We start from the raw sequence: 25,191 nt of genomic DNA, 5'->3' as shown, positions 1-25,191 counted from the left end.
CCGGGCGTGCTGTGGCACGGAACGGCCGACTCACGACGGGCCGTTCCGGGAGGGTCAGTTGGCGAGAGCGAGCCACGCCGCCGGAGGACCCCGTCGTACCACCACGTCCGAGAGGAACGCCGCTCTGAACAGCGGCTGCTCCGTCCGGCGCGGACGGCGCACCCGCGATCCACGCCAGGCCGGCGCCGGCCGGCCGTCGAGCAGCGCCCGTACGGTCGCGATCCGCGTCCGTACCGCGTCGACCGCCCCGGTCAGGCCGCGCGCCAGCGACCAGCAGGCCGCGTCCGCCCGGTGCAGCAGCACAGCGACGAGCACGGCGGCCACGGCATGCAGGACCGTCATCGCCCCCGAGTCGTGCAGCCAGTCCGGCCAGGCCCCATGAGCGGGCATCGCGTGATGCGCGTGCGTGGGCATGTCCGTGGCCGTGACCGACGTGTGGCGTGCGTGCGTGGCCGACAGCCACACATGCAGTCCGGACTGCGCCGTCGCGCTCGTCACCACCACCGCGGCCAGCGAACGCGGGCGCCGCGTACCGGCCAGCCCCACCGCGAACAGCAGCGCCGCCGCTGTCACGCTCGACCGCCACGGAGCCGGACCCTCGGCGACCAGATGATGCGCGCTGACCCCGAGCACCGTACCGACGACCGCGAACACCGCTGCCCGGAACACGGGCAGTGGCGCGGGGCGCGTCGTCGTCGGAGTGCGGGGCGTGGTCATGATCCGCCCATCATCGACCATGCGACGGGCGGGCAGGGGCCGGGTCTCAGGAATTTCTCATTCCTTTCCCATGGTGGACCCAGGCTTTGGTCACAGAATGGTCAAGCACCCAAGGGGGGTCCAGGGTTGTGTGGGTTCTGTACACCGGGGGATCAAGGAGGCACAGTCATGGTCCTGGTCGGTCCGGAAGTACGCCGAGTGGCCCGCGGGTTGAGACGGCGGGTACGGCGGTTCGCTGAACCCCCTGTGCCGCAGTCGGCCCACCGGCTCGTCCCGGAGCCGGTGTTCGTGATCTCCTCCGTGCGCTCCGGCTCCACACTCCTGCGGGTCCTGCTCAACAGCCACCCCCAGATCCGCGCGCCCCACGAGATGCACCTGCGCACCCTGTCGGTCGACCTCACCAAGCCGTACACCAGCAAGGCGATGGCCCAACTCGACCTCGACCAGCGTGAGTTGGAGCACCTGCTGTGGGACCGGGTCATGCACCGGGAACTCGTGCGCAGCGGCAAGCAGATCATCGTCGACAAGACACCGGGCAACGCGGGATTCTGGGAGCGGCTCGCGGAGGGCTGGCCGCAGGCCCGGTACATCTTCCTGCTGCGCCACCCCGCGTCGATGGTGAGTTCCCTGATCAACAACCGCCCCGACCGCGACCTCGACGCGACCGTCCGCGAGGTACGCATGTACGTGAAGGCGGTCGAGGCCGCCCGCAACGGGCTGGACGGCCTCACGGTCCGCTACGAGGACCTGACGGAGCGGCCCGAGGCGGTCACCCGGGAGCTGTGTACGTACCTTGGTGTGCCCTGGACGCCGAAGATGCTCGACTACCGGAAGGGCGACCACGGCCCCTTCGTGCCGTTCATCGGCGACTGGAGCGAGAACATCAAGTCCGGGAAGATCCAGAAGGCCCGCCCGCTGCCCGACGCGGAGGAGGTCCCGGAGGCGCTGCGCGACCTGGCCCGTGCCTGGGGGTACTCCTGTTGAGCCGGAGGTGAGCCGGCCGCCCGCGTGGCGCCGACCGGGGCTCCCGGCGTCTATACGATGTCCGCTCGGGAAACGGACGGCGGCGGGGGAGGGGAGTCAGGGCGTGACGGATCACCGGCAGCGTCCCCGGCGACGGGGCCAGGGCGAGCTGGAGGCGCTGGTCCTGTCTGCGCTGCGCGAGGCCGAGGCGCCCGCGACGGCCGGCTGGGTGCAGGAGCGGCTCGGCGGCGACCTCGCCTATACGACCGTCATCACGATCCTCACCCGGCTGCTGGCCAAGGGCGCGGTCACCAGGGAACGCGCGGGCCGCTCCTTCTCCTGGACCTCCACGTCCGACGAGGCGGGCCTCGCCGCACACCGGATGCGCAGGGTGCTGGACGCCGAGCGCGACCGGGAGGCGGTGCTGGCCAGCTTCGTCACCGGGCTCGGCCCGGACGACGAGCGACTGCTGCGCGAACTGCTGGACCGGCCGAGGCCGGAAGCGGAAGCGAAACCGGAAGACACGGAGGAAGCCTGAGCCTCATGGGGGTGTTCGTCTCATGAGGGTGTTCGTCTTTCACGGAACACCCGTGCCCTCAGCGGCCCCCGGCGCCGAACGCCTTCAGGATGCGCTCAGCCGCGAGCGTTGCCGTCAACTCGCCCTCCCTCACCTGCCGTTCGAGCTCGGGTGTGACGGCACGTACGCTCTCGTCCGCGTGCAGGCGGCCCAGGAGATCGTCGCGGACCATCGTCCACGTCCAGTCGACCTGTTGGTCACGGCGTTTGGCGGCGAGGCGGCCCGTTGAATCGAGCAGGGTGCGATGCTGTTCCAGGCGGTCCCAGACGGTGTCCAGGCCGGTCGACTCGCGGGCGCTGCACGTCAGGACGGGCGGTGTCCAGGCCGCGTCCCTGCCGTGCATCAGCCGCAGGGCGCCCGCCAACTCCCGTGCGGCGGACTGGGCGTCGCGCTCGTGCGGGCCGTCCGCCTTGTTGACGGCGAGGACGTCCGCCAGTTCCAGGACGCCCTTCTTGATGCCTTGCAACTGGTCGCCGGTGCCGGCCAGCGTCAGCAGCAGGAACGAGTCGACCATGTTGGCGACGGCGGTCTCGGACTGGCCGACGCCGACCGTCTCCACCAGCACCACGTCGTAACCCGCCGCCTCCATCACCACGATCGACTCGCGCGTGGCCTTGGCGACCCCGCCCAGCGTGCCCGCCGTGGGGGAGGGCCGGATGAAGGCCGCCGGGTCCACGGCCAGGCGCTCCATCCGGGTCTTGTCGCCGAGGATTGAGCCGCCTGTACGGCTGGACGACGGGTCCACGGCGAGGACCGCCACCCGGTGCCCGAGCCCGGTCAGCATCGTGCCGAACGCGTCGATGAACGTCGACTTCCCGACCCCCGGCACCCCGCTGACCCCGATCCGCCGCGCCCGGCCGCTGTGCGGGAGCAGCGCGGTCAGCAACTCCTGTGCCAGCGCCCGGTGTTGGGGGCGTGTCGACTCGACGAGCGTGATGGCACGCGCCACGATCGCCCGCTTCCCGTCGAGCACGCCCTTGACGTACGCGTCGAGATCGATCACAGGTCGTGCCCGAGATCGGCCGAGAGCCGCCGCACGAGGTCGTACGCCGCGTCCGGGATCACCGTCCCGGGCGGGAACACGGCCGCCGCGCCCATCTCCAGCAGGGTCGGCACGTCCTGCGGCGGGATCACCCCGCCGACGACGATCATGATGTCCTCCCGGCCCTCCGCCGCCAGCTCCTCGCGCAGCGCCGGTACGAGGGTGAGGTGCCCGGCGGCCAGCGAGGACACCCCGACGATGTGGACGTCCGCCTCCACCGCCTGCCGGGCCACCTCGCCCGGGGTCTGGAACAGCGGGCCGACGTCGACGTCGAAGCCGAGGTCGGCGAAGGCGGTGGCGATCACCTTCTGGCCCCGGTCGTGGCCGTCCTGGCCCATCTTGGCGACCAGGATGCGCGGCCGGCGCCCCTCGGCCTCCTCGAAGGCGTCCACCAGGGTCCGGGTGCGGTCCACGGACGGGGACTCGCCTGCTTCGTTGCGGTACACCCCGGCGATCGTACGGATCTGGCCCGCGTGCCGCCCGTACACCTTCTCCAGCGCGTCCGAGATCTCCCCGACCGTCGCCTTCGCGCGGGCCGCGTTCACCGCCAGCTCCAGCAGGTTGCCCTCGCCCCCGGCCGCCCGCGTGAGGGCGTCCAGCGCGTCCTGGCATGCCCGCTCGTCACGCTCGGCCCGCAGCCGCCGCAGCTTCTCGATCTGCTGGGTGCGTACGGAGGAGTTGTCGACCTTGAGGACGTCGATCTGCTCGTCGGTCTCCACGCGGTACTTGTTGACGCCGATCACCGGCTGGCGCCCCGAGTCGATCCGGGCCTGGGTACGCGCCGCCGCCTCCTCGACCCGGAGCTTCGGGATGCCCGCGTCGATGGCCTGCGCCATACCGCCCGCCGCCTCGACCTCCTCGATGTGCTGCCAGGCCCGGCGCGCGAGGTCGTACGTCAGCTTCTCCACGTACGCGCTGCCGCCCCACGGGTCGATGACCCGGGTCGTGCCCGACTCCTGCTGGATCAGCAGCTGGGTGTTGCGGGCGATGCGCGCCGAGAAGTCGGTGGGCAGGGCGAGTGCCTCGTCGAGGGCGTTGGTGTGCAGCGACTGGGTGTGGCCCTGGGTCGCGGCCATCGCCTCCACGGCCGTGCGCGTCACGTTGTTGAACACGTCCTGGGCCGTGAGTGACCAACCCGACGTCTGCGAATGGGTGCGCAGGGAAAGGGACTTGGCGTTCTGCGGGTCGAACTGCTTGACCAGCTTGGCCCAAAGCAGCCTCGCCGCGCGCATCTTCGCGATCTCCATGAAGAAGTTCATGCCGATCGCCCAGAAGAAGGAGAGCCGGGGCGCGAACGCGTCCACGTCCATCCCCGCGTCCCGCCCCGCCCGGATGTACTCGACCCCGTCCGCGAGCGTGTACGCCAGCTCCAGATCGGCCGTCGCCCCCGCCTCCTGGATGTGATAGCCGGAGATCGAGATGGAGTTGTAGCGGGGCATCCGCTGCGAGGTGTACGCGAAGATGTCGGAGATGATCCGCATCGACGGCTTCGGCGGATAGATGTAGGTGTTGCGGACCATGAACTCCTTGAGGATGTCGTTCTGGATGGTCCCGGCCAACTTCTCGGGCGGTACGCCCTGTTCCTCCGCCGCCACGATGTAGAGGGCGAGCACCGGCAGCACCGCGCCGTTCATCGTCATCGACACCGTCATCTTGTCCAGCGGGATGCCGTCGAAGAGCTGCCGCATGTCGTAGATCGAGTCGATGGCCACGCCCGCCATGCCGACGTCACCGGTCACGCGCGGGTGGTCGCTGTCGTACCCCCGGTGCGTGGGCAGGTCGAAGGCGACCGACAGGCCCTTCTGGCCGGCGGCGAGGTTGCGCCGGTAGAAGGCGTTGGACTCCTCGGCGGTGGAGAAACCTGCGTACTGGCGGATCGTCCAGGGCTGGTTGACGTACATCGTCGGGTAGGGGCCGCGCAGATAGGGGGCGGCACCCGGGTACGTCGAGAGGAAGTCCAGGCCCTCCAGGTCGGTGCCGGTGTAGAGCGGCTTGACCGCGATGCCTTCCGGGGTCTCCCAGAAGGTCTCGTCCGAGCCGGTGGCCGCCTTCACGGCCGTACGCCAGTCGGTGGCGCCGTTACCGGCGGTCGGGGTCCCCAGTTCGATTCCGGAGAAGTCGGGGATTCCCATCAGGACGCTCCCATGCGGTCGAGGGTGGCGGAGAGCACGGCTACGGCGTCGCAGCCCGCGAAGACGTACGAGTCGACGTCCGAGTACTGCCCGGGACGGCCGGCGAGGAACACGTGCGAGGCACCGGCGGCCCTCAGTTCCGCCGCCACGGTCGCCGCCTGCTCCTCGTACAGGGTGTCGCTGGAGCAGAGGCAGACCTCGGTGGCGCCGCTCTCCTCGAAGGTGCCCGCCGTGACCGGCTCGATGCCGCCGGCCTGGAAGAGGTTCGAGACGAAGGTCGTGCGTGCGGTGTGGGCGGCGGCGGGGCCGATGGTCGCGAGGTAGACGCGTGGCCGGGTTCCGGTGGCGGCGAGGTGGGCGTCGGAGCGGGCGCGCAGCGCCTCGTACGCCTCGTCGCGCCGGACCCGGGGGAGTCCGCCGGACGGCGGCTCGGGCGCGGGCTCGCGGTCCGGGAGGCGCTCGGCGAGGTTGGGGAACTCGCTGACGCCGGTGATGGGTTCGCGCCGCTTGGCCAGCTTGGCGGAGCGCGCCGCCCAGGTGCTGGCGAGGGCCTCACCGAGTCGGCCGGAGCGAAGGGCAGCTGCCTGGCCGCCGGCCCGCTCGATCTCCTGGAAGAACTCCCAGCCCGCGTGGGCGAGTTCGTCGGTGAGCCGCTCCACGTACCAGGAGCCGCCCGCCGGGTCGATCACCCGGGCCAGATGCGACTCCTCGACCAGGATCGTCGAGGTGTTGCGGGCGATCCGGCGCGCGAACGCGTCCGGGAGGCCCAGCGCGTGGTCGAAGGGGAGCACGGTGACCGAGTCGGCGCCGCCGACCCCGGCGGCGAGCGTGGCGACCGTCGTACGCAGCATGTTCACCCACGGGTCGCGGCGCGACATCATCACCGGCGAGGTCACGGCGTGCTGCACCTGGGCCCCGGCCGCCGGCGCCCCGGACACCTCGGCGACCCGCGCCCACAATCTCCTGGCCGCACGCAGCTTGGCGATCGTCAGGAACTGGTCGGCGGTCGCCGCGTATCGGAACTCCAGCTGCGCGCAGGCCTGTTCGACGGTCAGACCGGCCTCGGTCAGCTCCCGCAAGTAGGCGACCCCGGTTGCCAGGGACGCGCCCAGCTCCTGCGCGGCCGAGCCGCCGGCCTCGTGGTACGGCAGCGCGTCCACGGTCAGCGCACGCAGCCCCGGGTACTGCTCGGCGCACAGCCGCGCCAGCTCGACGACCGGCGCGAACGCCAACTCCTCGCCGGTACGGGCCTCGTGGCCCAGCGGGTCGCCGCCGAGATTGCCGCGCGCCGCCTCCTCGGCGACGCCCCGCTCCTCGTACAGCCGCAGCAACTCCCGTGCGGCGGGCTCCACTTCCTGTCCGGCGTCGAGGACGACAGGGGCCAGGTCGAGATAGACGCCGTCGAGCGCCCGGGCGAGGGACGACACCGGGATCGCGTCCGGGCCGACGGTCAGCCAGAGCGAGGTGACGCCGTTCTCCAGGTCCGCGAGGACCGCGTCGCCGACGAGGGTCGCGTGCCGCTGCCGTACGTCCCAGCCGCCAACGGTGTTCCCCTCGGGCCGCCCGCCGCGTACGAAGGGGGCGAAGCCGGGGAAGCCGGGCTCGGGGGACTCGTCGCGCGCCGTGTAGAGGGGACGGGTGGTGAGCCCGTCCTCCAGCGCGGTGGACAGCGCGTCTTCGGCTGCCGCGCCCGAGACCTCCTTGCCCGACTTGCGCAGCACGCCCTCCACCAGGCGCTGCCACTGCTCATGGGTCGTGGAAGGGAACTCGGCGGCCAGCGAGAGCCCGTCGTTGGGCAGGACTGTCATGCCCGGATGCTAGGGCAGAGAGGTGCGGCCGCAGCAGAGCGCCAGGCTGTGACCTTGACCTCGGCCGAAATGTGACCCCGGCCTCACGTGATGATTTCCTGAGGCCAGTCAAGGCCGCCGTCAGCCGTGACGAGCCCGGAGGCCGGCCGCACGTACGGTTCCTCGGGACGCTCCGGCCGGCGTGAGGAACGCGGTGGAACGCATGGCCGCAGGCGTTGTCAGTGGTGCTCCCTAGACTTTCGAACGACCTGATCGAAGGGCGGGGACCACCATGGAAGACCTCACGGGAATCGAGGCGTTGCGGCAGCTCCTGCCGCCGCCTCCCGGCGCGGGCGAGGACATCGACTGGCGGGCGGCCGAGGAGAAATGGGGCACCAGGTTCCCCCGGGACTACAGGGACTTCATGTCCGTGTACGGCGTCGGCGGCATCGAATCGGAGGAGGAGATCGGCGAGGTCGGAATCCTCGGGCCGTTTCCCACGGGCGCCTACCCGTTCTCCCCCGACGACTTCGAGGACGAGACGGGGAACGCCCAGCTGACCTGGGAGGAGGAGGGCGACGGCCAGGACGACCTGGACCTCGACCCGGACCACATCCTCGCCTGGGGCTATACGTCCCACGCCGACATACTGTGCTGGCTGACCAGCGATCCCGACCCCGACAAATGGCCCGTCCTGCTCTTCGCCCGCCATGGCTCGAAGACGTGCGAGGTCGTCCCCCTGGGCATGGTCGAGTTCCTGCGCGGACTCCTCGTCGGCGAGCTCGCCTCGTTCAGCATGGAGTTCACTCCGGAACCGCGCTTCGAGCACTGGCGCAAGGGGAGGTGACCCGCCTGAGGGGCCTCGCGTGGACCTTATTGCAAGGTTTCGCAATAACGTTTTCGGTGGCCAAGTGCCCCTGTGTCCCCTTGTCGCGGGCGCCGGGCGTGGTGTCGGGCGGCGCACCATAATGAAGGGGAGCGCGGCGCGGGAGACAGCGCCGCAGGTGAGGTGCGCATGGCAGGCCTGAGCGAGCACGACGGCGTGAACATACCGGCCGACGAGGTCGCCGTCGTCCTGCTCGACAGCGCGGGGATCGTCCAGGGGTGGTCACGGGCGGCGGCGGAACTGCTGGGGCGGCCGGCCGAGCAGGTCTGCGGGCGGCCACTGGCGCGGCTGCTCGCCGAGCCGGTGCGGGGGAGCGGCGCGGACACGCGGGGCGACTTTCTGGCCGTACCGGCGGGGCGGGTCGCGTTCCGGCACGCCTCCGGCCGGACCGTCGACACCACCGTCGACGAGGTGCCCCTCGGCGGGTCCTCCCAGCGCGTCCTGCTGGTGGCGCCGAGCCGCGAGGACGGCGAGCAGGAACAGGGATCGTCGCTGCTGACCGCCCTGCTGGCGCAGTCCCTCCTCGGGGTCGTCCTCTTTGACACCGAGCTGAGAGTCGTCCGCACGAACGTCATCGCCGAGGTGGAGGGCTGGCCGCTGCTGCGCCCCGGGCACCGTCTCGGAGACGTCATGTCCCCGGCGGACGCCAAGGACGTCGGGGACCAGCTGCGGCAGGTGCTCGACACGGGAATGCCGCTGCTCGCACAGGAACAGCGGATGAGCGCGCCGGACGGGTCCGGGCGGGAGCGGTACGTGTCCGTGTCCGCGTTCCGGCTGGCGGACGGTCACGACCGGCCGACCGGGATCGCGGCGTTCTTCACCGACAGCACGCAGCAGCGGCGGGCCCGGCGGCGCACCGAGGTCGGCCATGAGGCGTCGGCGCGTATCGGCGCCTCGCTGGACGTGACTCGCACCGCCCAGGACATCGCCGACGTGCTGGTACCGGCCCTGGGGGATATGGCGTCGGTCGAGATCGCCGAGTCCGTGCTCGAGGGCGAGGAGCCGTCGAAGGCGATCCGGCCCGGCGACTGGCTGCGGCTGCGCCGGGTGGCCGTCTCCTCGGCCACCGGGCCCTGGCCCGCCGAACTCGTTCCCGTCGGCGGGGTGGTCCCGCGCTTCCCCGATGTCCCGCAGGTGCGGCGGGCCGCCATCCAGGGGGACACCGTCTACAACACGACCCGGCAGGAGATGCTCGACCTCCTCGGCGACCCGGAACTGATCCGGGCGGTGATGCCCGAGCGGGGCCACTCCGCCGTGGTGTCGCCGCTGTACGCGCGCGGTCTGCTGCTGGGTTTCGTGGCCGTCTGGCGGACCGAGCAGCCGGAGCCGTTCGAGCAGGAGGACGCGGACCTCGTGTTCGACATCTCCTCGCGAGCCGCGCTCAGCGTGGACAACGCCCGCCGGTACACCCGCGAGCACCGGGCAGCGGTCGCGCTGCAGCAGCGTCTGCTCCCGAGGGCCACGACGAGCACCGCAGCGGCCGAATCGGCCAGCTGTTATGTGCCGGCCGGCGGCGGGGCGGACATCAGCGGCGACTGGTTCGACGCCATCCCGCTGCCCTCGCTGCGGGTGGCCTTCGTCGTCGGCGACGTCTTCGGCCACGGACTGCACGCCGCGGCGACCATGGGACGCCTGCGGACCGCGATCCGTACGCTCGCCGACCTCGAACTGGAGCCGGGGGAACTCCTCATCCACCTGGACGACCTCGTCCAGCAACTCGCCGACGAGGCCGATCCCGAGGACAGGGACACCATCGGCGCCACCTGCCTGTACGCGGTCTACGATCCGCTCACCGGCAGCTGCGCCCTCGCCAGTGCCGGCCATCCGCCGCCCGCGGTGATCGGGCCCGACGGCACCGCCCGTCCGGTCGAGGTGTCCCCGGGACCACCGCTCGGAGTCGGCGGCATGCCCTTCGAGGTGACCACCGTCGCCCTGGAGGCAGGCAGCACCCTCGCGCTCTACACCGACGGCCTCGTGGAACGGGGATCCCGCGACGCCGACCAGGGCACCCGGGACCTTCTCGACACCCTCACGTCCCTCTGCCGGGGCGACAGGACGCTGGAGGAGATCGGCCGTGCCGTCATGGCCCGCGCCGCTGAGGCGCCGCCCCGCGACGACATGGCGCTCCTGCTGGCCCGGCCCCGGCTGCTGCCGGCGGCGGACATCGCCGACTGGCAGTTCCCCGACGATCCGGCGGCGGTCGCCGAAGCCCGGAACGCCGTCGCGCGCAGACTCGCCGAGTGGGGACTCGACGACCTCACCTTCACGACGGAACTGACCGTCAGTGAACTGGTCACCAACGCCATGCGGTACGCGGGCGGCACCGTCGGTCTGCGTCTCTTCCACGACGACACCACCCTGGTGTGCGAGGTCCGCGACTCCAGCAACACCCAGCCACGCCTTCGCCGGGCCCTGGCGGGCGACGAAGGCGGGCGAGGACTCTTCCTCGTCGCCCAGCTCAGCAGACGCTGGGGCAGCCGGTACCACCACAGCGGCAAGACCATCTGGGCGGAGCAGCCGATAGACGATGCCGCGACATCGGACACCGGCCTGACCGCCGTGTGGGACAGCGCCACCCTGTAGTAGCCCCTCAGCCGCGACGGTTCCCCTGTTCCCCCGGCAGCAGGGCCCGCAGTGCGTTGAGCTGGTGGGAGTGCTCGACCGCCGACGTCTCGTCCAGGGCGGTCAGGGCGAGCAGGAGCGCGTCCGCCACGATCAGGGCGGTCAGGACCTCGTTGGTGATTCCGGTCGGGGTGCCGGGCGCGATCAGTACGGCGTCGACGCGGTCCTCGAAGGCCTCGCTCAGCTCGTCGGTGACGAACACGACCTTGGCACCGACCGCGCGGGCCCGTTCCACCAGGACCGTCAGCTCCGGCAGCGGCCGTCCCGGCTGGAAGATCACCACGGCGTCGCCCTGCCCCAGGGTGAGCAGCGAGTCGGCGAGCGCGAAGCCGGTCTCGCCCGCGAAACGGGCGCGGCGGCCGATGCGGCCGAGCGACCGGGCCAGGTGGCGCGCCCCGAGTTCACACGCGGCGGCCCCGTAACACAGCACCTCACGGGCCTCGGCGAGCGCGGCGACCGCCCGTTCGAGCGCCTCCGTCCCGGTGAGCCGCCGGCACTGGTCGATGCGCTCCTGGGTCTCCTCGAAGATGTCGCTCCAGATGTTCTCCAGGTCCTTGCCGACATGCGCGATGCGCTGCGCCAGCCGGACATCGGGGGCCGTGGCCGCGGTGAAGTCGGCCGCCAGCTCCCGCTTGAGCGCCGGCAGACCTGCGTAACCCAATCGTTGGAGGGCGCGTACGACCGTCGCGTTGCTGGTGCCGCTGGCGCTCCCCAGCTCCTGGGCGCTGGCGAACATCAGCTTCTCGGCAGGGGCGCTGACCAGGTACTGCGCGACCGTCTGCTCGGAGGCGGACAGCTCGTCCCACTGGTCGCGGACGGCGGCGCGCAGACGCGTGAGCCCTCCGGGGGCGGCACTGCCCGTTTTTGAAATCGCCATTACAGCCATTGACTCCTACGTCACCGACGTTACTCTCTGAACATCACGTTCCAGAAAGTCGAACTTTCGGAACGAATGTTACGGCACATGTGTCTTTCGAGGAGCCCCCGTATGCAGCACAGTCTTCCGGTCGTCGAGATCTCCGGTACTCCGGCCCAGCGTGGCAGGCAGTACGGAGAGGCCGTGGCCGGACAACTGGCGGCTTCCCTCGGCTACTACGAGGAGGCCTTCGGCGCCTCGTCGGGCCTTACCTGGCAGCAGGTCACCGCCCGCGCCGCCCGCTGGCTCGACCCCGTCCGGGACTACGCGCCCCACCTGGTGGAGGAGATGCAGGGCATCGCCGACGGCGCGGGCGTCGATCTGCTCGACGTACTGGCGCTGAACGCGCGCGGCGAGGTCATCTACGACGACTCCTTCAGCGGGATGCATGAGGTCAGTGGGATGCGCGAGGAGGAGCCCGCCGAGGGTTGCACCTCCTTCGCCGCCTACGGGCCCGCCAGCGGCGACGGCCATGTCTGGGCAGGCCAGAACTGGGACTGGCGGGCCGGTGTCCAGGACACGGTGGTCATGCTCCGTATCGTCCAGCCGCCCAAGCCGACCCTGCTGATGCAGGTGGAGGCCGGGCAGATCGGCCGGCAGGGAGCCAGCTCGGCGGGGATCGCCCTCAACGCCAACGGCCTCGGCGGCCGCTTCGACGAAGCCGTCGGCCTGCCCCAGACCGTGATCCGGCGCAGTGTCCTGGACCAGCCCAGCATCACCGACGCCCTCAACGTGCTGTGCCGCACCCGCGCCCACATCGCGAGCAACGCCCTGCTCACCTGCCGGGAGGGCTTCGCCGTCGACCTGGAGACCACCCCGGCGGGCCACGGCTGGTTGTATCCGACCGACGGCCTGCTCGTGCACGGCAACCACTACCAGGCAGGTGTCCCCACGGCCCTGGCCGACGGATACCGGCCCCTGTCGCCCGACTCCCTCGTACGCGTGCCACGCGCCGAGGAAGGTCTGCGCCGGCTGCGCGACGCCACCGGCCCGGACGAGACCCGCAAGCTGATCAAGCAGTCGATGTCGGACCACCTCGGCTACCCCGAGTCGCTGTGCACCCACGCCGACCCGCGGGAGCCCGAGGTCAAGCACTGGACGACGCTGGTGTCCTCCTGTGTGGACCTCACCGCCGGCGACTACCACGTCACGGCCGGCACGCCCTGCGACCGCGAGTACCAGCACCTCCCCTGGAACCTCTACGACGGTCCCCACGCCCCGAACTGAAGGCCCCCACTCCCGAAATCCCGGATTCCCGTTTTCCGCCCAGGAGCACTGTCATGAAGCTCAAGTCCGCTGTCGCGGCCGCAGGCCTCGCCGGAGCGCTGGCCCTCACCGCCGCCTGTAGCGGAGCCGACACCGGCTCCTCCGCGGGCGACGGCGCCGCCGTCGACGTCACCAAGCTCGAACTCACTCCCACCACGGCCCCCGCCACCGGTTCCGTCGCCTCCGTGGACTGGCTGCTGGCGGACGAGCCGGAGTCCCTCGACCTCGACACCCAGGGCGGCAGCGCCGGCCGCACCGTCCTCAGCAACGTGTGCGAACGCCTCTACCAACTCCAGCCCGACATGTCCGTACAGCCCTCGCTCGTGGCGAAGGAGAGCAGACCGGACGCGAAGACCCTCGTACTCACTCTGCGCGACGGCGTCACCTTCCACGACGGTTCCCCGATGACCGCCGACGACGCCCTGTTCAGCCTGCGCCGGCACGCCGAGCCGGAGATGGAGCAGTCCGACGAGTTCGGCAACGTCGACAAGATGACCAAGACCGGTGACCGCGAGATCACCATCACGTTCAAGCAGCCCGACGCCCTGTTCACCAAGGCCCTCGCAGGCGACGCCGGCCTCGTCTACAACGACGCGCAGGTCAAAAAGGCGGGCGACGACTTCGGCACCCCCGGCCAGGGCGACGCCTGTTCAGGACCGTACGAGCTGAGCCGCTGGAAGTCCGGCGACTCCGTCACGCTGACCGCCTCCGACACCTACTGGGGCAAGAAGCCGCTCACCAAGCAGGTCGTCTTCCACTGGGCCGACGACAGCGCGATGGTCAACGCGCTGAAGACCGGCGCCGCCGACGGCGCCTACGCCGACACCCCCGGCGCGGCGGCCTCCCTGCGCGGCACCAAGGGCCTGACCCAGTACTACGGCCCGAGCACCGCCACCCTCGCCCTTCTGCCCACCGAGCGCGGCGGCCTCGCCGACCCGGACATCCGCCGGGCCCTGTCCCTTGTGCTGGACCGCGCAGGCATCGCGAAAGCTGGTTACGGCGGCCTCGCCGAACCCTGGGCGACGCCCGTCGGCTCCGGCTCCTGGGGCTACGAGAAGGCGACCTTCGCCGCCGCCCAGAAGCAGCTCACCGAAGCCCCGGCGACCCCGGACGCCGAGGACCTCGCCAAGGCCAAGGAACTCGTCAAGCAGGCCAAGTCCGCGCCGACCGGACCCATAGTGATCGGCACCGACAGCACCCAGGGCCGCCTGGTCATCGCCAACGCCGTCCGCGCCGCCCTCACCCAGCTCGGCCTCAAGGGCGAGATCAAGACCCTGCCCTCCTCCGCCTACCAGGAGGCCTACGGAGACAAGGGCGCCCGCGCCGACTTCGACGTCCTGGTCGCCGACTGGTACATCTCCAAGAGCGACCCCATCGGCTTCTACGACAACGCCCTGTCCGACAGCTCGAACAACTGGGTCGGATTCAAGAGCGCCGACTACGACGCCAAGGTCGAGGAGGCACTTCGTACCATCGACGACAAGAAGCGCGCCGCCCTCGTCGTGGACATCCAGCGCGAGTTCGCCGACGCGGCCGTGTGGATCCCCGTCGCCCAGACGCCCACCATCCTCACCCTGAACAGCGAACTGACCGGCCCGCCCGCCTCCATGGCCTACCTCTACTCTCCCTGGGCCGCACAGCTCGGCGCCAAGAAGGGCTGAACCGCATGATCGTCGCCATCGGCCGACGGCTCTCGGGACTGCTGGCCACCCTGCTGGCCTCCTCGTTCGTGATCTTCGCCGCCGTCTACGCGGCCCCCGGCGACCCCGCGGTGTTCCTCGCGGGCGGCCGGGACAAGCTCACCCCCGAACGGCTGGCCAGTGTCCGCGCCCAGTACCACCTGGACGAGCCCCTGGTCGTCCAGTACGGCCGCTGGCTGTGGGACTGCGTCCACCTCGACCTCGGCCGCTCCTTCCAGTACAGCGACCAGGTCTCCGACCTGCTGGCCTCGCGCTTCCCGACGACCCTCGTCCTCGTCGCGTACGCCACCGTGCTGTTCGTGGTCCTCGGGGTCGGCGCGGGCATCCTCGCGGCGATCCGCCAGGGCGGCTGGGTCGACTCGGCCGTCGTCGGCACCACCACGCTCGCCGCGTCCGTGCCGTCCTTCGTCGGAGGGATCGCCCTCGTCGCCCTCTTCGGCGTGAAGCTCGGCTGGTTCCCCGTGACCGGCAGCGGCGAGGGCGTCGGCGGCACCCTCCACCACCTCACCCTGCCCGCCGTGGCCATGGCGCTCGGTTCGCTCGCCGTCATCAGCCGGGTCACCCGGCAGGCCATGGTGGAGGCGGGCGCCGCCGAACACGTGGCGGTGGCACGGTCCGCCGGGCTGCCCGAACGGCAGATCATCAGACGGCACATCCTGCGCAACGCCCTCGGCCCCATCGTCACCATGTGCGGCCTGGTCACCGCGGGCATGCTCGCCGGCACGGTAGCCGTAGAGACGGTCTTCGGCCTGAGCGGTATCGGCTCCCTACTGGTCGGCGCCATCAACACCCATGACTTCCCGGTCGCCCAGGCGGTCCTGCTGCTGATGGTCACCTCCTACATCGTCGTCACCACCGTCGTGGACCTCGTGCACCCCCTGCTCGACCCCCGCCTGACCGCCATGAGGAGCACCGCATGACCGCCCTGCCCGCCGAGGCCGTCCCGGCGGCCGTCCTGCCGGTCGCCGTGAAACGGGCCCGCCGCCCGTGGGGCGTGACCGTCGCCGCGGTCTTCCTCGCCCTCGTGGTGCTCGCCGCGGCCTTCGCCCCGCTCCTCGCCCCGTACGCACCGGACGCCATCGACCTGTCGTCCTCCCTGGTCGGCACCAGCGGCGCCCACCCCCTCGGCACCGACGCCTCCGGCCAGGACCTGCTCTCCCGGGTGCTGTACGGCGCCCGCACCAGCCTCCTCGCCCCGCTACTCCTGCTGCTCCTCGCCTCCGTGCTGGGCGTCACCCTCGGCACGGTCGCCGCGTGGCACGGCGGCTGGGTCGACACCCTGCTGTCCCGGATCACCGACGTCATGTACGCCTTCCCGGGCCTGCTGTTCGTCGTACTGATCATCGCGGTGTTCGGGGCCGGCATGACCACGTCCGTGATCGCCCTCGGGCTGGCCTACGCCCCGACGATCGCCAAGTACACGCGCAGTGTCGCGCTGGCCGAACGGTCCAAGGCGTACATCGACGCCTACCGGGTCCTCGGCATGAGCGGCACCCGTATCTGCGTGGCCCATCTCGTGCCCAACCTGGCCCGGTCCGTCGTCGGCTACCTCGTCGTCCTGTTCGGCGAGGCCCTGATGGGCCTGGCCACCCTCAGCTACCTCGGCTTCGGCGCCCAGCCGCCCAGCTCCGACTGGGGTCTGATGGTGCAGGAGGGGCAGGCCGCCATCGTCCAGAACGCCCTGCTCCCCGCACTCGTGCCGGGCACCGCCATCGCCGCCGTCGTGGTGGCCTTCAACGTGGTCGGCGTCTGGGCCGCCGACCGGCTCGGCGCCAGGAGGTAGCGCGCGCATGCTGCTCGACATCGAGAACCTGACCGTCCAACTCCCGGGCGCCGCCCGGCCGTTGCTCGCCGATATCTCCCTCACGGTCCGCACCGGCGAGGTCGTCGGACTCGTCGGAGAATCCGGCTCCGGCAAGTCCACCACCGCCAAGGCCGCCCTGCGTATCCTTCCCGACGAAGCCCGGGCCAGCGGCCGGGCCCTGGTCGACGGCACCGACGTGCTCACGATGAACGGTCCGCGCCTGCGCGAACACCGGGCCAGGACGGTCGCGATGGTCCACCAGGACCCCCGCTCCGCACTCAACCCGGTCCGCCGCGTCGGCGACTTCCTCGTCGAACGGCTCCTCGCCACCGGGCAGTTGGACAAGCGCGCCGCCCGCCTCCGCGCCGTCGAACTCCTCGACGCCGTCGGCCTGCCCGACCCGGAACAGCGCATCCGCCAGCACCCGCACGAGATGTCCGGCGGCATGCTGCAACGCGTCGTCATCGCCGGCGCCCTCGCCGCCGAACCCCGCCTCCTCCTCGCCGACGAGGCGACCAGCGCCCTGGACGTCACCACCCAGGCCGAGATCCTCGCCCTGCTGCGCAAGCTGCGCGCCGAGCGCGACCTCGGGCTCCTCTTCATCACCCACGACCTGCATCTCGCCGCCGCCTACTGCGACCGCGTGTACGTCATGTACGCGGGCCGGATCGTCGAGGAACAGCAGGCCGGCCGCCTCTTCACGGACGCCCGGCACCCCTACACCCGAGGCCTGCTCGACTGCTCGCCCGAACTGGGCGACACCACCCGGGTGCTGCGACCGATCCCCGGCAAACCCCCGTCCCTCGCCGAGCACTTCACCGGCTGCCCGTTCGCCCCGCGCTGCCCCCACGCCGAGCCCGAGTGCGAGAGCGGGCCGCCCGAGCTGGTCCCCGTCGAGGGCGGCGGCACGGCAGCCTGCCGACGCCTCCCCGACCTGTCCGCGCAACCCGCCGCCCCGGCAGTCAGGAGTACGTCATGACCGGCACCTCGCCGACCCAGCCGCTGCTCGTCGTGGACGGCGTGACCAAGACCTACCGGCTGCCCGGCGGCGAGCGCCTGACCGCCGCCGACCAGGTGTCCTTCACCGTGCCCCGAGGCGGATCCGTCGGCATCGTCGGCGAATCGGGCTCCGGCAAGAGCACGGTCGCGCGCATGCTCGTCGGCCTGCTCCGGCCAGACTCCGGCACGATCGCCGTCGAGGGCAAGGACCGCGCACACGGGCGGGGCAGGCTCGGGCGTCGTGACCGGCTGGCCCGCGCCCGCGACATCCAGATGGTCTTCCAGGATCCGTACGTCTCGCTCGATCCGCGACTGACCTCCCGTCAGTGCCTGCGCACGGCGCTGCGCCTGCACCGGCACCCCGAGCCGGACGCGCGGGTTGCCGCCCTGCTTGACCAGGTCGGCCTCGGCAGCCGGGAGGGAGACGCGCGGCCCCACGCCCTCTCCGGCGGCCAGCGGCAGCGGCTCGCCATCGCCCGCGCCCTCGCCGTCGACCCCCGGATCCTGGTCCTCGACGAGGCGGTCGCCGCGCTGGACGTGTCGATCCAGGCGCAGATCCTCCAGCTCCTCGGCGAGATCCGCCGGGACACCGGGGTCGCCCTGGTCTTCGTCAGCCATGACCTGGCCGTCGTCCAGCACATCACGGACGAGACGGTGGTCATGCGGCGCGGAGTCGTGGTCGAGCAGGGACCGACGGTGCGGGTACTGAGCGACCCGCAGGATCCGTACACGAGACTTCTGCTCGATTCGGTGCCCCATGAGGGCTGGGACCCCGGCGGCGTACGACCGCTGGTTGCGTGATGATGCGGGAGAGGCACCGCACCTTCGGTGACCCGAACCGAGAGAGGGCACCATGAGGATCCACCTGACCAGCGTCTTCGTCGACGACCAGGACAAGGCCCTGCGCTTCTACACGGACGTGCTGGGCTTCGTGAAGAAGACCGAGGTCCCGATCGGCGCGGACCGCTGGCTGACCGTGGTCTCGCCCGAGGACCCCGACGGGACCGAACTGCTCCTGGAGCCCTCCGGCCATCCCGCGGTGAAGCCGTACAAGGACGCGCTGGTCAAGGACGGCATCCCGGCCACCGCCTTCGCCGTGGAGGATGTGCACGCGGAGTTCGACCGGCTGCGCGGGCTCGGCGTGCGGTTCACCCAGGAGCCGATGGAGATGGGCCCCGTCACCACGGCAGTGCTGGACGACACCTGCGGCAACCTGATCCAGATCGTGCACCAGGCCGAATAATTGGGTGGCGGAGCCCGGTGACGGGCGCCACGATGCCCCCATGGAATCGCGCGGGCACGAAACCGACACGACGACGACTCGGTGGACGGTCGCGACCGTCTATGACGACATGTGGGTCGACCCGGACGACGATCCACGCGAGACCGAGACCGAGATCGTCGACGAACGCGGTGTGCTGCTGGAGGGCCTGCGCCACTTCCGCCTCACCGTGGAGATGAAGTGCGCGGGCCTGGACGCCGAACAGATGGCCCGGCGCTCCGTACCGCCGTCCACGATGTCCTTGCTCGGACTGATCCGACATCTCACCGAGGACGAACGGCACTTCCGCCGGGTCATGGCAGGCGAGGACGCGCCAAAGCTCTACCGCACCGAGGAGGACCGGGACGGCGACTGGAACGGCGCGGTCGCCGATCCGGCGGTCGTCGAGGACGCCTGGCGGCAGTGGCGGCTGGAGACGGAACGCACCGACCGCTTCATCGCGAGCGTCGACGACCTCGGCACCACCAACGCCGGCTTCTCCGACTTCGGCGCCGAACACGGCGTACAGCTCCAGGTCCGTGACGTCCTGTCGGCGCACGTCAACGAGTACGCGCGACACTGCGGCCACGCCGACCTCCTGCGCGAGCGGATCGACGGCCGCGTGGGCCAGTAGGCCGCCGTTCGGAAAACTCACCGCGCCACCGATGAGTTTCCGCACGAGGATCGGTCGAAAGGGGTGACAGTTCTCCCGCTCCAGTCGCCCGCTCCAGGAGGTTCTCCATGACGACCGACGGATTCACCACGTGTCTCTGGTTCGACGGCACGGCCGAGGAAGCCGCGCACTTCTACGTCTCGATCTTCAAGAACTCGTCCCTCGGAAAGATCGGCTACTACAACGAGGCCGGTCCCGCCCCCGCCGGCGGCGTGATGGCCGTCGACTTCGTGGCCAACGGCCAGAAGTTCGTCGCCCTCAACGGCGGCCCCATGTTCAAGTTCACCGAGGCCGTCTCCTTCCAGATCTTCTGCGCGGACCAGCAGGAGGTCGACCACTACTGGGCCAAGCTCACCGAGGGCGGCGGCGAGGGCGGCCCCTGCGGCTGGCTCAAGGACAAGTACGGACTGTCCTGGCAGGTCATCCCGGACGGCCTGATCGAGATGATCGGCGACCCGGACCAGGAGAAGGCCGTCCGCACCACCAAGGCCATGTACGCGATGGGCAAGCTGGACATCGCCGCCCTCAAGAAGGCGTACGCGGGGGAGTAGGGGGCGACCCCGGCCGGTCGGCCGACCCGAGCCGCCCCAGCGCGGTGGCTCAGGCCGGCTGACCGCTGCTGTGCAGCGCCGAGTAGACCCCGCCGCGCCCCAGCAACTCCTCGTGCGAGCCGATCTCCCGGACGGCGCCGTCCTCCATCACCACGATGCGGTCGGCGCCCCGGATCGTCGACAGCCGGTGCGCGACCACGAACGTCGTACGCCCGTGCAGCAGCCGCGCCAGCGCCTCCTGCACCAGCGCCTCCGACCGGGTGTCCAGCGCCGAGGTCGCCTCGTCGAGGATCAGCACCCGGGGATCGCGGATCAGCGCCCGCGCGATGGCCAGGCGCTGCCGCTGGCCCCCGGACAGCCGGGCGCCGTGCTCGCCGACCAGGGTGTCGACGCCGTGCGGCAGCCGGTCGACGAACTCCAGCGCGTTGGCGTCCCGCAACGCGGCCCGTACCGCCGCGTCGTCGGCGTCGTCCATGCCGTACGCCACGTTCTCCCGGACCGTCCCGTCGAACAGGATCGACTCCTGCGGCACCACCGACACGAACCGCCGGTACGTCCGCAGGTCCAGCGTGTTCATGTCGGTCCCGTCGAGCAGCAGCCGCCCCGAGGTCGGCCGGATGAACCCGATCACGAGGTTCAGCACGGTCGACTTCCCGGCCCCCGAGGCACCGACCAGCGCGATCGTCTCGCCGGGCGACACGGTGAGCCCGAAGTCCCGTACGGCGGCCCGCCCGCCCTCGTCGTACGCGAACCCCACGCCCTCGAAGGTCACCTCGCCCCGCAGCCCGTGCACGACGGTTTTCCCCGCGTTGTCCTCCAACTCGGGCGCCTCCAGCACCTCGCCGACCGAGCGCACCGACTCCAGCCCCTTGGTGATGACCGGCGCGAGCCCCGCGAGCGTGGTCGTCGAGTTGGTGAGGGTGGTCAGGAACGCGCTCAGCATGACCACATCGCCCGGGGTGACACCCCAGACGCCGTAGTACGAGACGAGCGCCCCGCCCGTCAGGAACAGCACGCCGACCGCGTTCAGGAACACCCAGGCCAGCGACGCGAACCGCCCGTTGAGCAGATCGAGGCGGAGCCCGGAGGTCAGCACCTGGCGCAGGGTGCGGTCCATCCGGCCCAGGGCCTTGCCCTCAAGCCCGTGCGCCCGTGTGACGGAGATCAGCCGGGTCATCTCGCTCACCCGCGACGACAGTTGTTCGACCTCGTGCCGGAAACTCTCGTTCTGGGCGCGCAGCCGCGTCCGCAGCCGGACGATCAGCAGGGCCGCGACCGGCACCACCAGCAGGAACACGGGCAGGAACTCGGGCGTACGAATGCTGATGACGACCAGCCCGCCCATGAGCACGGTGAGCGCGCCGAGCCCCGAGTCGGAACTCTGCTGCATCATCTGCTCGACGGTCTCCACATCACGGACGACCTTGGCCTGGAGCACGCCCGCGCTGACCCGGGAGTGGTAGCCGATGGACAGCTGCTGCATCCGCGTGCACAGCGCGGACCGCAGATCGGTCCCCATGCGGCGCACGCTGCCGTACAGCAGCCGTACGTACAGCAGATGCAGCGGCGGATTGATCACCAGGATCAGCATGATGACCCCGGAGCTGAGCCAGAGCCCGCCGATCGGGCGGTGCTCGACGACGGTGTCGACGATGTTCGCCGTGATCAGCGGCAGCAGCCAGACCGGGCTGTGCTTGACGGTGAAGACGGCCAGTGCGACGCCGAGCCGCCACCGGTCGGCGCGGAAGAGGTAGGCGAGGGTGCGAATCGGGTGCTCGCCCCGGTAACGGTGGTCGAGTGGCTGCTCGGACGACGCCATGGACGGGGGTCCTCCTTGGGAACCTGGCATTGGGGCAAGCGCTTTCTGCCCTCTGTGTGTCGGCCTACACCACCCCGATGGGAGGATCTCCTTCACTGGGCCAGGATCTCCCTGATCACATGCCGGGAGTTCGCCGCGAGCACCGGATTCGTCTCCCGGTAGTACGGCAGCTGGATCAGCGAGATCGACAGCGCCCAGCCACGCCCGCGCGCCCACTCGGCGTCGTCGGCGCCCACCGCCTCGCGGAACGTGTCACGGACACCGGCGGGCAACAGATTCCACGCCACGATCAGATCGACGGCCGGATCGCCGACGCCGGTGCAGCCGAAGTCGATCACGGCACTGAGCCGCCCCTCGGTGACCAGCACGTTCCCCGGCGACAGGTCGGCGTGCGCCCAGAGCGCCGGTCCCGTGTGCTCGGGCGCCCGCATGGCCTGCTCCCACAGTGCCGTCACCGCCTCCGTGTCCACTTCCCCCCTCAGCTGGGCGAGGGCCGCGCGTGTGGGTGTGTCCCGCGCCGACAGCGGAACGGCCCGGTAGTGGGCCGGCCCGTTCCCGGCGTCGACGCGGCGCAGGGCGCGGATGAAGTCGGCGAGTTCCCTGGCCAGCGTCTCGGGCGCGTCGAGGGCGCCGGCCGCCGGATTCCGCCCGTCCAGCCAGCCGTACACCGACCAGCACCACGGGAACCCCTCACCGGCGCGGCCCCGCCCGACCGGCTCGGGCACGGCGACCGGCAGCCACGGCCCCAGCCGGGACAGCCAGCGCTGCTCGTGCTCGATGCTGTCCACCGCCCCGGGATGCCTCGGCAGCCGCACCACCAGCTCACCGCCGAGCCGGAACATGGCGTTCTCGGTCCCGGCGGACTCCAGCCGCTCCACGGGCAGCCCCGCCCACTCGGGAAACTGCCGGGCGATCAGTCGCTGGACCAGCGGGGCATCGATCTCCGCCTCGTCGGCATGCATCTTCAGGGCACACATACCGACCATCCCAGCGGCCGTCGGGCGCGCAGTCCACCGAATTTGGCGGTGCGGCGGGTGCGTGGGCGGCGGTCGAGACCGCGGGTCGGCTTGTTCGGGAGCCGTGGGTCGGCTTGCTGCAGGAGCCCGGGTTGGGTGTCCGGGGCTGGGGGCCGGATGGCGTCCCGCCGGGTCGCCCAGGGGCGGACACTGGCCCTCGTCGGCGAGTCCGGCAGCGGCAAGTCGACCGTCGCGGCGACCCTGTTGGGGCACCTGCGACACGGGTCGCGGGTCACCGGCGGCTCGGTCCTCGTGGACGGACAGGACGTGTTCGCCCTGCCCGCACGGGAGTTGAGGCGGCTGCGGGGCAGCACCGTCGCCCTGGTCGGCCAGAACGCGGGCCACGCGCTCACCCCCTCCATGCGGATCGGCCGACAGATCGCGGAGGCGGGCGGCGGCGTCCCCGTCGTCGACCTGCTGGAACAGGTCCGGCTGCCGCGCCCCGCCGAACTGGCCCGGCGCTACCCGCACGAACTGTCCGGCGGCCAGCAGCAGCGCGTCGCCATCGCCATGGCCGTCGCGGCCCGCCCCAAGGTCCTCGTCCTCGACGAGCCGACGACCGGCCTGGACGTGGTGACACAGCGCGGGGTCCTCGACCTGATCGCCGCCCTGCGCGACGAACTCGGCCTGGCCGCCGTCCTGGTGAGCCACGACCTCGGTGTCGTCGCCCAGATGGCCGACGAGGTGACCGTACTGCGCTCGGGCGGAGTGGTGGAGGCGGCGCCCACGCGCACGCTCTTCACGGCGCCACAAGACCCGTACACCAGACGCCTGTTGGCGAGCGTGCCACGCCTTGACGACACCGGGCTCGCGGTCGTCGGCGAGACGGGCGAGCGGGAGGTACACCCGAAGGCGACCGTGCCCGACGACTCACCCGTCGCCCTCTCGGCCGTCGACGTCACCGTCGACTACGGCTCCGCCCGGGCCGTGCACGGCGTGTCCTTCGACGTCCGGCGCGGCGAAGTCCTCGCCCTCGTCGGCGAGTCGGGCAGCGGCAAGTCGACACTCGCCTGGACCCTCGCCGGACTGCGCACCCCGTCCGGCGGCACGATGACCCACGAATCGGGCGACCTGGCCCGGCCTGCGGGGCGGCGTCCGCTGTCCCTGCGCCGCCGGGTGCAACTCGTCTTCCAGGACGCGGACACCTCCCTCAACCCCCGCCGCTCGGTGGGCGACGCGATCCGCCGCCCGCTCCGGTTCTTCGGTACGGCGGACAGCCGCACGGAGGCCGCCGAACGGGCCCGTCGGCTCATCTCCGACGTCCGGCTCGACCCCGCCCTCGCCGACCGCCTGCCCGCCCAGCTCTCCGGCGGCCAGCGCCAACGCATAGGCATCGCACGGGCGTTGGCAGGCGAGCCCGACGTCCTCATCGCCGACGAGATCACCACTGCCCTCGACGTCTCCGTCCAGGCCGACGTCCTGCGCCTCCTCGACGACCTGCGCCGGGAACGCCAACTCGCCTGCCTGTTCATCAGCCACGACCTGGCCGTCGTCCGGGGCATCGCGGACCGGGTGGTGGTGCTGCGGAACGGGGTCGTGGTCGAAGAGGGCCCGACCGACGCGGTGTTCGCCTCGCCTGGCCCTGCAACGGCTGCGCCAGGCACCCCCGTTGAGCACCCAGGACGCCCGCCGCCACCTCAACAGGCTGATCGGGACGGAACTTCGGCCGTCCGCGTGAGCGACGCGGGCGTCGGTGCGGGGCGTCCGGTGGGAACGCCCCGCGCCCGGCGCTCAGTTCACGGCGTCATCCCGTTGGTGCACGCGGCACCGGGCTCGGGCGTCTGCTCACCCTGGACGTACTTGTCGAGGAACTTCGTGACCCTCGGGTCCGAGGCCTTGTCCACCTTCAGCTGGTGCTCCCAGGCGCTCAGCACGATCGGCGACGACTGGTCCTCGTAGGGACTCATGAAGGTGTACGACGTGTTGGTCACGCGCTCGGACAGGGTCTCGACGTCGGCCTTGGCCGCCTTGTCGTTGTACGTGATCCAGACGGCGCCGTGTTCGAGGGCGTGCACGGCGTTCTCGTTGGGGACGGCCTTCGTGTAGACCTGCCGGTCGCAGTTCACCCAGACCTGGTTGTGGTCGCCGCCGACGGGCGGGCTCATTTTGTAGGTGACGGCCGTGTCGACGTGGTTCTGGGTGAGCTTGGACCAGCTCTTCACGCCCGATATCGGCGCGGCCTTCGCCTCCTCCTTGTCCTGGGCGTTGTCGATCAGGAGCCAGCCGCCGCCGGCCAGGCCGACGAGGATGACGGCGGTCGTGCCGAGCGTGAGCAGCCGCATACGGCGTTCACGGGCCTGCTCGGCCTTGCGCAGTTCTTCCATGTGGGCGCGGCGGGCCGCGGTCTTCGCCTTGGCATTGGATGTACCCATGGGATGTCCTTCTCCGGGCCGTACCGTCTCCGGGCACGGCGCTGCGAACTGGGGTGATGGTCGTGGTCGGGGCCGAACGGGCCGGGCC

21 protein-coding genes and 1 pseudogene are annotated in these 25,191 nt (G+C 71.2%); 14 read left to right on the top strand and 8 right to left on the bottom strand.

Annotated features, from left to right (window positions below):
• Positions 1 to 54: 54 nt before the first annotated feature.
• A complete protein-coding gene (locus LUX31_RS01435; protein WP_235472676.1) occupies positions 55 to 717 on the bottom strand; it encodes a hypothetical protein in 663 nt (220 codons plus the stop codon).
• 168 nt (positions 718 to 885) lie between these two features.
• Between LUX31_RS01435 and LUX31_RS01430 the strand changes: the two genes are divergently transcribed.
• Both LUX31_RS01430 and LUX31_RS01425 read left to right on the top strand, forming a co-directional pair.
• Positions 886 to 1,701, top strand: a complete 816-nt coding sequence (locus LUX31_RS01430) for a sulfotransferase family protein (protein WP_235472675.1) — start codon at positions 886 to 888, stop codon at positions 1,699 to 1,701.
• Positions 1,702 to 1,804: 103 nt separating this feature from the next.
• Positions 1,805 to 2,218 (top strand): BlaI/MecI/CopY family transcriptional regulator, encoded by a 414-nt coding sequence (locus tag LUX31_RS01425; protein WP_235472674.1) that lies wholly within the window; start codon positions 1,805 to 1,807, stop codon positions 2,216 to 2,218.
• Between the two features lie 58 nt (positions 2,219 to 2,276).
• Here LUX31_RS01425 and meaB read toward each other — a convergent pair whose 3' ends face one another.
• Genes meaB through LUX31_RS01410 form a run of 3 tightly spaced genes read right to left on the bottom strand, consistent with a single transcriptional unit; the run spans position 2,277 to position 7,239 of the window.
• Positions 2,277 to 3,260 (bottom strand): methylmalonyl Co-A mutase-associated GTPase MeaB, encoded by a 984-nt coding sequence (gene meaB, locus LUX31_RS01420; protein ID WP_235472673.1) that lies wholly within the window; start codon positions 3,258 to 3,260, stop codon positions 2,277 to 2,279.
• Positions 3,257 to 5,431, bottom strand: a complete 2,175-nt coding sequence (gene scpA, locus LUX31_RS01415; RefSeq protein WP_235472672.1) for a methylmalonyl-CoA mutase — start codon at positions 5,429 to 5,431, stop codon at positions 3,257 to 3,259. The genes meaB and scpA overlap by 4 nt, the downstream gene beginning before the upstream one ends.
• The gene (locus LUX31_RS01410) at positions 5,431 to 7,239 is read right to left on the bottom strand and encodes a methylmalonyl-CoA mutase family protein (protein ID WP_235472671.1); all 1,809 of its coding nucleotides are present in this window, start codon (positions 7,237 to 7,239) and stop codon (positions 5,431 to 5,433) included. Before LUX31_RS01410 ends, scpA begins: the two co-directional genes overlap by 1 nt.
• Positions 7,240 to 7,510: 271 nt before the next feature.
• Here LUX31_RS01410 and LUX31_RS01405 point away from each other — a divergent pair, with 271 nt between their 5' ends.
• Both LUX31_RS01405 and LUX31_RS01400 read left to right on the top strand, forming a co-directional pair.
• Positions 7,511 to 8,065 (top strand): SMI1/KNR4 family protein, encoded by a 555-nt coding sequence (locus tag LUX31_RS01405; protein WP_235472670.1) that lies wholly within the window; start codon positions 7,511 to 7,513, stop codon positions 8,063 to 8,065.
• 168 nt (positions 8,066 to 8,233) lie between these two features.
• Positions 8,234 to 10,687, top strand: coding sequence for an ATP-binding SpoIIE family protein phosphatase (locus tag LUX31_RS01400; protein WP_235472669.1), 2,454 nt, complete (start codon positions 8,234 to 8,236; stop codon positions 10,685 to 10,687).
• Positions 10,688 to 10,694: 7 nt separating this feature from the next.
• On the opposite strand, the gene LUX31_RS01395 is transcribed toward LUX31_RS01400, so the two are convergent.
• The gene (locus LUX31_RS01395) at positions 10,695 to 11,603 is read right to left on the bottom strand and encodes a MurR/RpiR family transcriptional regulator (protein ID WP_235472668.1); all 909 of its coding nucleotides are present in this window, start codon (positions 11,601 to 11,603) and stop codon (positions 10,695 to 10,697) included.
• Positions 11,604 to 11,714: 111 nt separating this feature from the next.
• On the opposite strand from LUX31_RS01395, the gene LUX31_RS01390 reads away from it, so the two are divergent.
• From LUX31_RS01390 to LUX31_RS01350, 9 genes are all read left to right on the top strand, one after another.
• Entirely contained in the window at positions 11,715 to 12,869 is a 1,155-nt protein-coding gene (locus tag LUX31_RS01390) for a C45 family autoproteolytic acyltransferase/hydolase (protein ID WP_235472667.1), read from the top strand.
• A 53-nt stretch (positions 12,870 to 12,922) separates the two neighbouring features.
• Entirely contained in the window at positions 12,923 to 14,569 is a 1,647-nt protein-coding gene (locus tag LUX31_RS01385) for an ABC transporter substrate-binding protein (RefSeq protein WP_235472666.1), read from the top strand.
• A 5-nt stretch (positions 14,570 to 14,574) separates the two neighbouring features.
• Positions 14,575 to 15,528, top strand: coding sequence for an ABC transporter permease (locus LUX31_RS01380; protein WP_235472665.1), 954 nt, complete (start codon positions 14,575 to 14,577; stop codon positions 15,526 to 15,528).
• Positions 15,525 to 16,391, top strand: coding sequence for an ABC transporter permease (locus LUX31_RS01375; RefSeq protein WP_235472664.1), 867 nt, complete (start codon positions 15,525 to 15,527; stop codon positions 16,389 to 16,391). Before LUX31_RS01380 ends, LUX31_RS01375 begins: the two co-directional genes overlap by 4 nt.
• A gap of 7 nt (positions 16,392 to 16,398) precedes the next feature.
• Positions 16,399 to 17,391 (top strand): ABC transporter ATP-binding protein, encoded by a 993-nt coding sequence (locus LUX31_RS01370; protein ID WP_235472663.1) that lies wholly within the window; start codon positions 16,399 to 16,401, stop codon positions 17,389 to 17,391.
• Positions 17,388 to 18,212 (top strand): ABC transporter ATP-binding protein, encoded by an 825-nt coding sequence (locus LUX31_RS01365; protein WP_235472662.1) that lies wholly within the window; start codon positions 17,388 to 17,390, stop codon positions 18,210 to 18,212. Before LUX31_RS01370 ends, LUX31_RS01365 begins: the two co-directional genes overlap by 4 nt.
• A gap of 52 nt (positions 18,213 to 18,264) precedes the next feature.
• Positions 18,265 to 18,654, top strand: coding sequence for a VOC family protein (locus tag LUX31_RS01360; RefSeq protein WP_235472661.1), 390 nt, complete (start codon positions 18,265 to 18,267; stop codon positions 18,652 to 18,654).
• Positions 18,655 to 18,694: 40 nt separating this feature from the next.
• Entirely contained in the window at positions 18,695 to 19,306 is a 612-nt protein-coding gene (locus tag LUX31_RS01355; RefSeq protein WP_235472660.1) for a DinB family protein, read from the top strand.
• 107 nt (positions 19,307 to 19,413) lie between these two features.
• Positions 19,414 to 19,896 carry a VOC family protein gene (locus LUX31_RS01350; protein ID WP_235472659.1) on the top strand — a complete coding sequence of 161 codons (483 nt, stop codon included), beginning with the start codon at positions 19,414 to 19,416 and terminating at the stop codon, positions 19,894 to 19,896.
• A gap of 49 nt (positions 19,897 to 19,945) precedes the next feature.
• Here LUX31_RS01350 and LUX31_RS01345 read toward each other — a convergent pair whose 3' ends face one another.
• The gene (locus LUX31_RS01345) at positions 19,946 to 21,715 is read right to left on the bottom strand and encodes an ABC transporter ATP-binding protein (RefSeq protein WP_235472658.1); all 1,770 of its coding nucleotides are present in this window, start codon (positions 21,713 to 21,715) and stop codon (positions 19,946 to 19,948) included.
• Positions 21,716 to 21,807: 92 nt separating this feature from the next.
• Positions 21,808 to 22,692: an aminoglycoside phosphotransferase family protein gene (locus LUX31_RS01340; RefSeq protein WP_235472657.1), complete on the bottom strand. Its 885-nt coding sequence runs from the start codon at positions 22,690 to 22,692 to the stop codon at positions 21,808 to 21,810.
• Between the two features lie 156 nt (positions 22,693 to 22,848).
• On the opposite strand from LUX31_RS01340, the pseudogene LUX31_RS01335 reads away from it, so the two are divergent.
• Positions 22,849 to 24,309, top strand: a pseudogene (locus tag LUX31_RS01335) (ATP-binding cassette domain-containing protein); the annotation flags it as partial.
• A gap of 158 nt (positions 24,310 to 24,467) precedes the next feature.
• Here the strand turns inward: LUX31_RS01335 and LUX31_RS01330 are convergent.
• Positions 24,468 to 25,103, bottom strand: a complete 636-nt coding sequence (locus LUX31_RS01330) for a DUF3105 domain-containing protein (RefSeq protein WP_235472656.1) — start codon at positions 25,101 to 25,103, stop codon at positions 24,468 to 24,470.
• Positions 25,104 to 25,191: the final 88 nt, after the last annotated feature.

This window comes from Streptomyces sp. GQFP (assembly GCF_021545335.1).
In the GTDB taxonomy this organism is placed as follows: Bacteria; Actinomycetota; Actinomycetes; order Streptomycetales; family Streptomycetaceae; genus Streptomyces.
Note: the sequence above shows the minus strand (reverse complement) of the source record. Positions and strands in the feature narration are given on the sequence as shown.

Coding starts and splice junctions, on each gene's coding strand:
- LUX31_RS01380 (WP_235472665.1), top strand. CDS start 14,575: ATGATCGTCGCCATCGGCCGACGGCTCTCGGGACTGCTGGCCACCCTG.
- LUX31_RS01330 (WP_235472656.1), bottom strand. CDS start 25,103: ATGGGTACATCCAATGCCAAGGCGAAGACCGCGGCCCGCCGCGCCCAC.
- LUX31_RS01385 (WP_235472666.1), top strand. CDS start 12,923: ATGAAGCTCAAGTCCGCTGTCGCGGCCGCAGGCCTCGCCGGAGCGCTG.
- LUX31_RS01430 (WP_235472675.1), top strand. CDS start 886: ATGGTCCTGGTCGGTCCGGAAGTACGCCGAGTGGCCCGCGGGTTGAGA.
- LUX31_RS01340 (WP_235472657.1), bottom strand. CDS start 22,692: ATGTGTGCCCTGAAGATGCATGCCGACGAGGCGGAGATCGATGCCCCG.
- scpA (WP_235472672.1), bottom strand. CDS start 5,431: ATGGGAATCCCCGACTTCTCCGGAATCGAACTGGGGACCCCGACCGCC.
- LUX31_RS01375 (WP_235472664.1), top strand. CDS start 15,525: ATGACCGCCCTGCCCGCCGAGGCCGTCCCGGCGGCCGTCCTGCCGGTC.
- LUX31_RS01365 (WP_235472662.1), top strand. CDS start 17,388: ATGACCGGCACCTCGCCGACCCAGCCGCTGCTCGTCGTGGACGGCGTG.
- LUX31_RS01405 (WP_235472670.1), top strand. CDS start 7,511: ATGGAAGACCTCACGGGAATCGAGGCGTTGCGGCAGCTCCTGCCGCCG.
- LUX31_RS01410 (WP_235472671.1), bottom strand. CDS start 7,239: ATGACAGTCCTGCCCAACGACGGGCTCTCGCTGGCCGCCGAGTTCCCT.
- LUX31_RS01360 (WP_235472661.1), top strand. CDS start 18,265: ATGAGGATCCACCTGACCAGCGTCTTCGTCGACGACCAGGACAAGGCC.
- LUX31_RS01390 (WP_235472667.1), top strand. CDS start 11,715: ATGCAGCACAGTCTTCCGGTCGTCGAGATCTCCGGTACTCCGGCCCAG.
- LUX31_RS01400 (WP_235472669.1), top strand. CDS start 8,234: ATGGCAGGCCTGAGCGAGCACGACGGCGTGAACATACCGGCCGACGAG.
- LUX31_RS01370 (WP_235472663.1), top strand. CDS start 16,399: ATGCTGCTCGACATCGAGAACCTGACCGTCCAACTCCCGGGCGCCGCC.
- LUX31_RS01395 (WP_235472668.1), bottom strand. CDS start 11,603: ATGGCGATTTCAAAAACGGGCAGTGCCGCCCCCGGAGGGCTCACGCGT.
- LUX31_RS01345 (WP_235472658.1), bottom strand. CDS start 21,715: ATGGCGTCGTCCGAGCAGCCACTCGACCACCGTTACCGGGGCGAGCAC.
- LUX31_RS01350 (WP_235472659.1), top strand. CDS start 19,414: ATGACGACCGACGGATTCACCACGTGTCTCTGGTTCGACGGCACGGCC.
- LUX31_RS01435 (WP_235472676.1), bottom strand. CDS start 717: ATGACCACGCCCCGCACTCCGACGACGACGCGCCCCGCGCCACTGCCC.
- LUX31_RS01355 (WP_235472660.1), top strand. CDS start 18,695: ATGGAATCGCGCGGGCACGAAACCGACACGACGACGACTCGGTGGACG.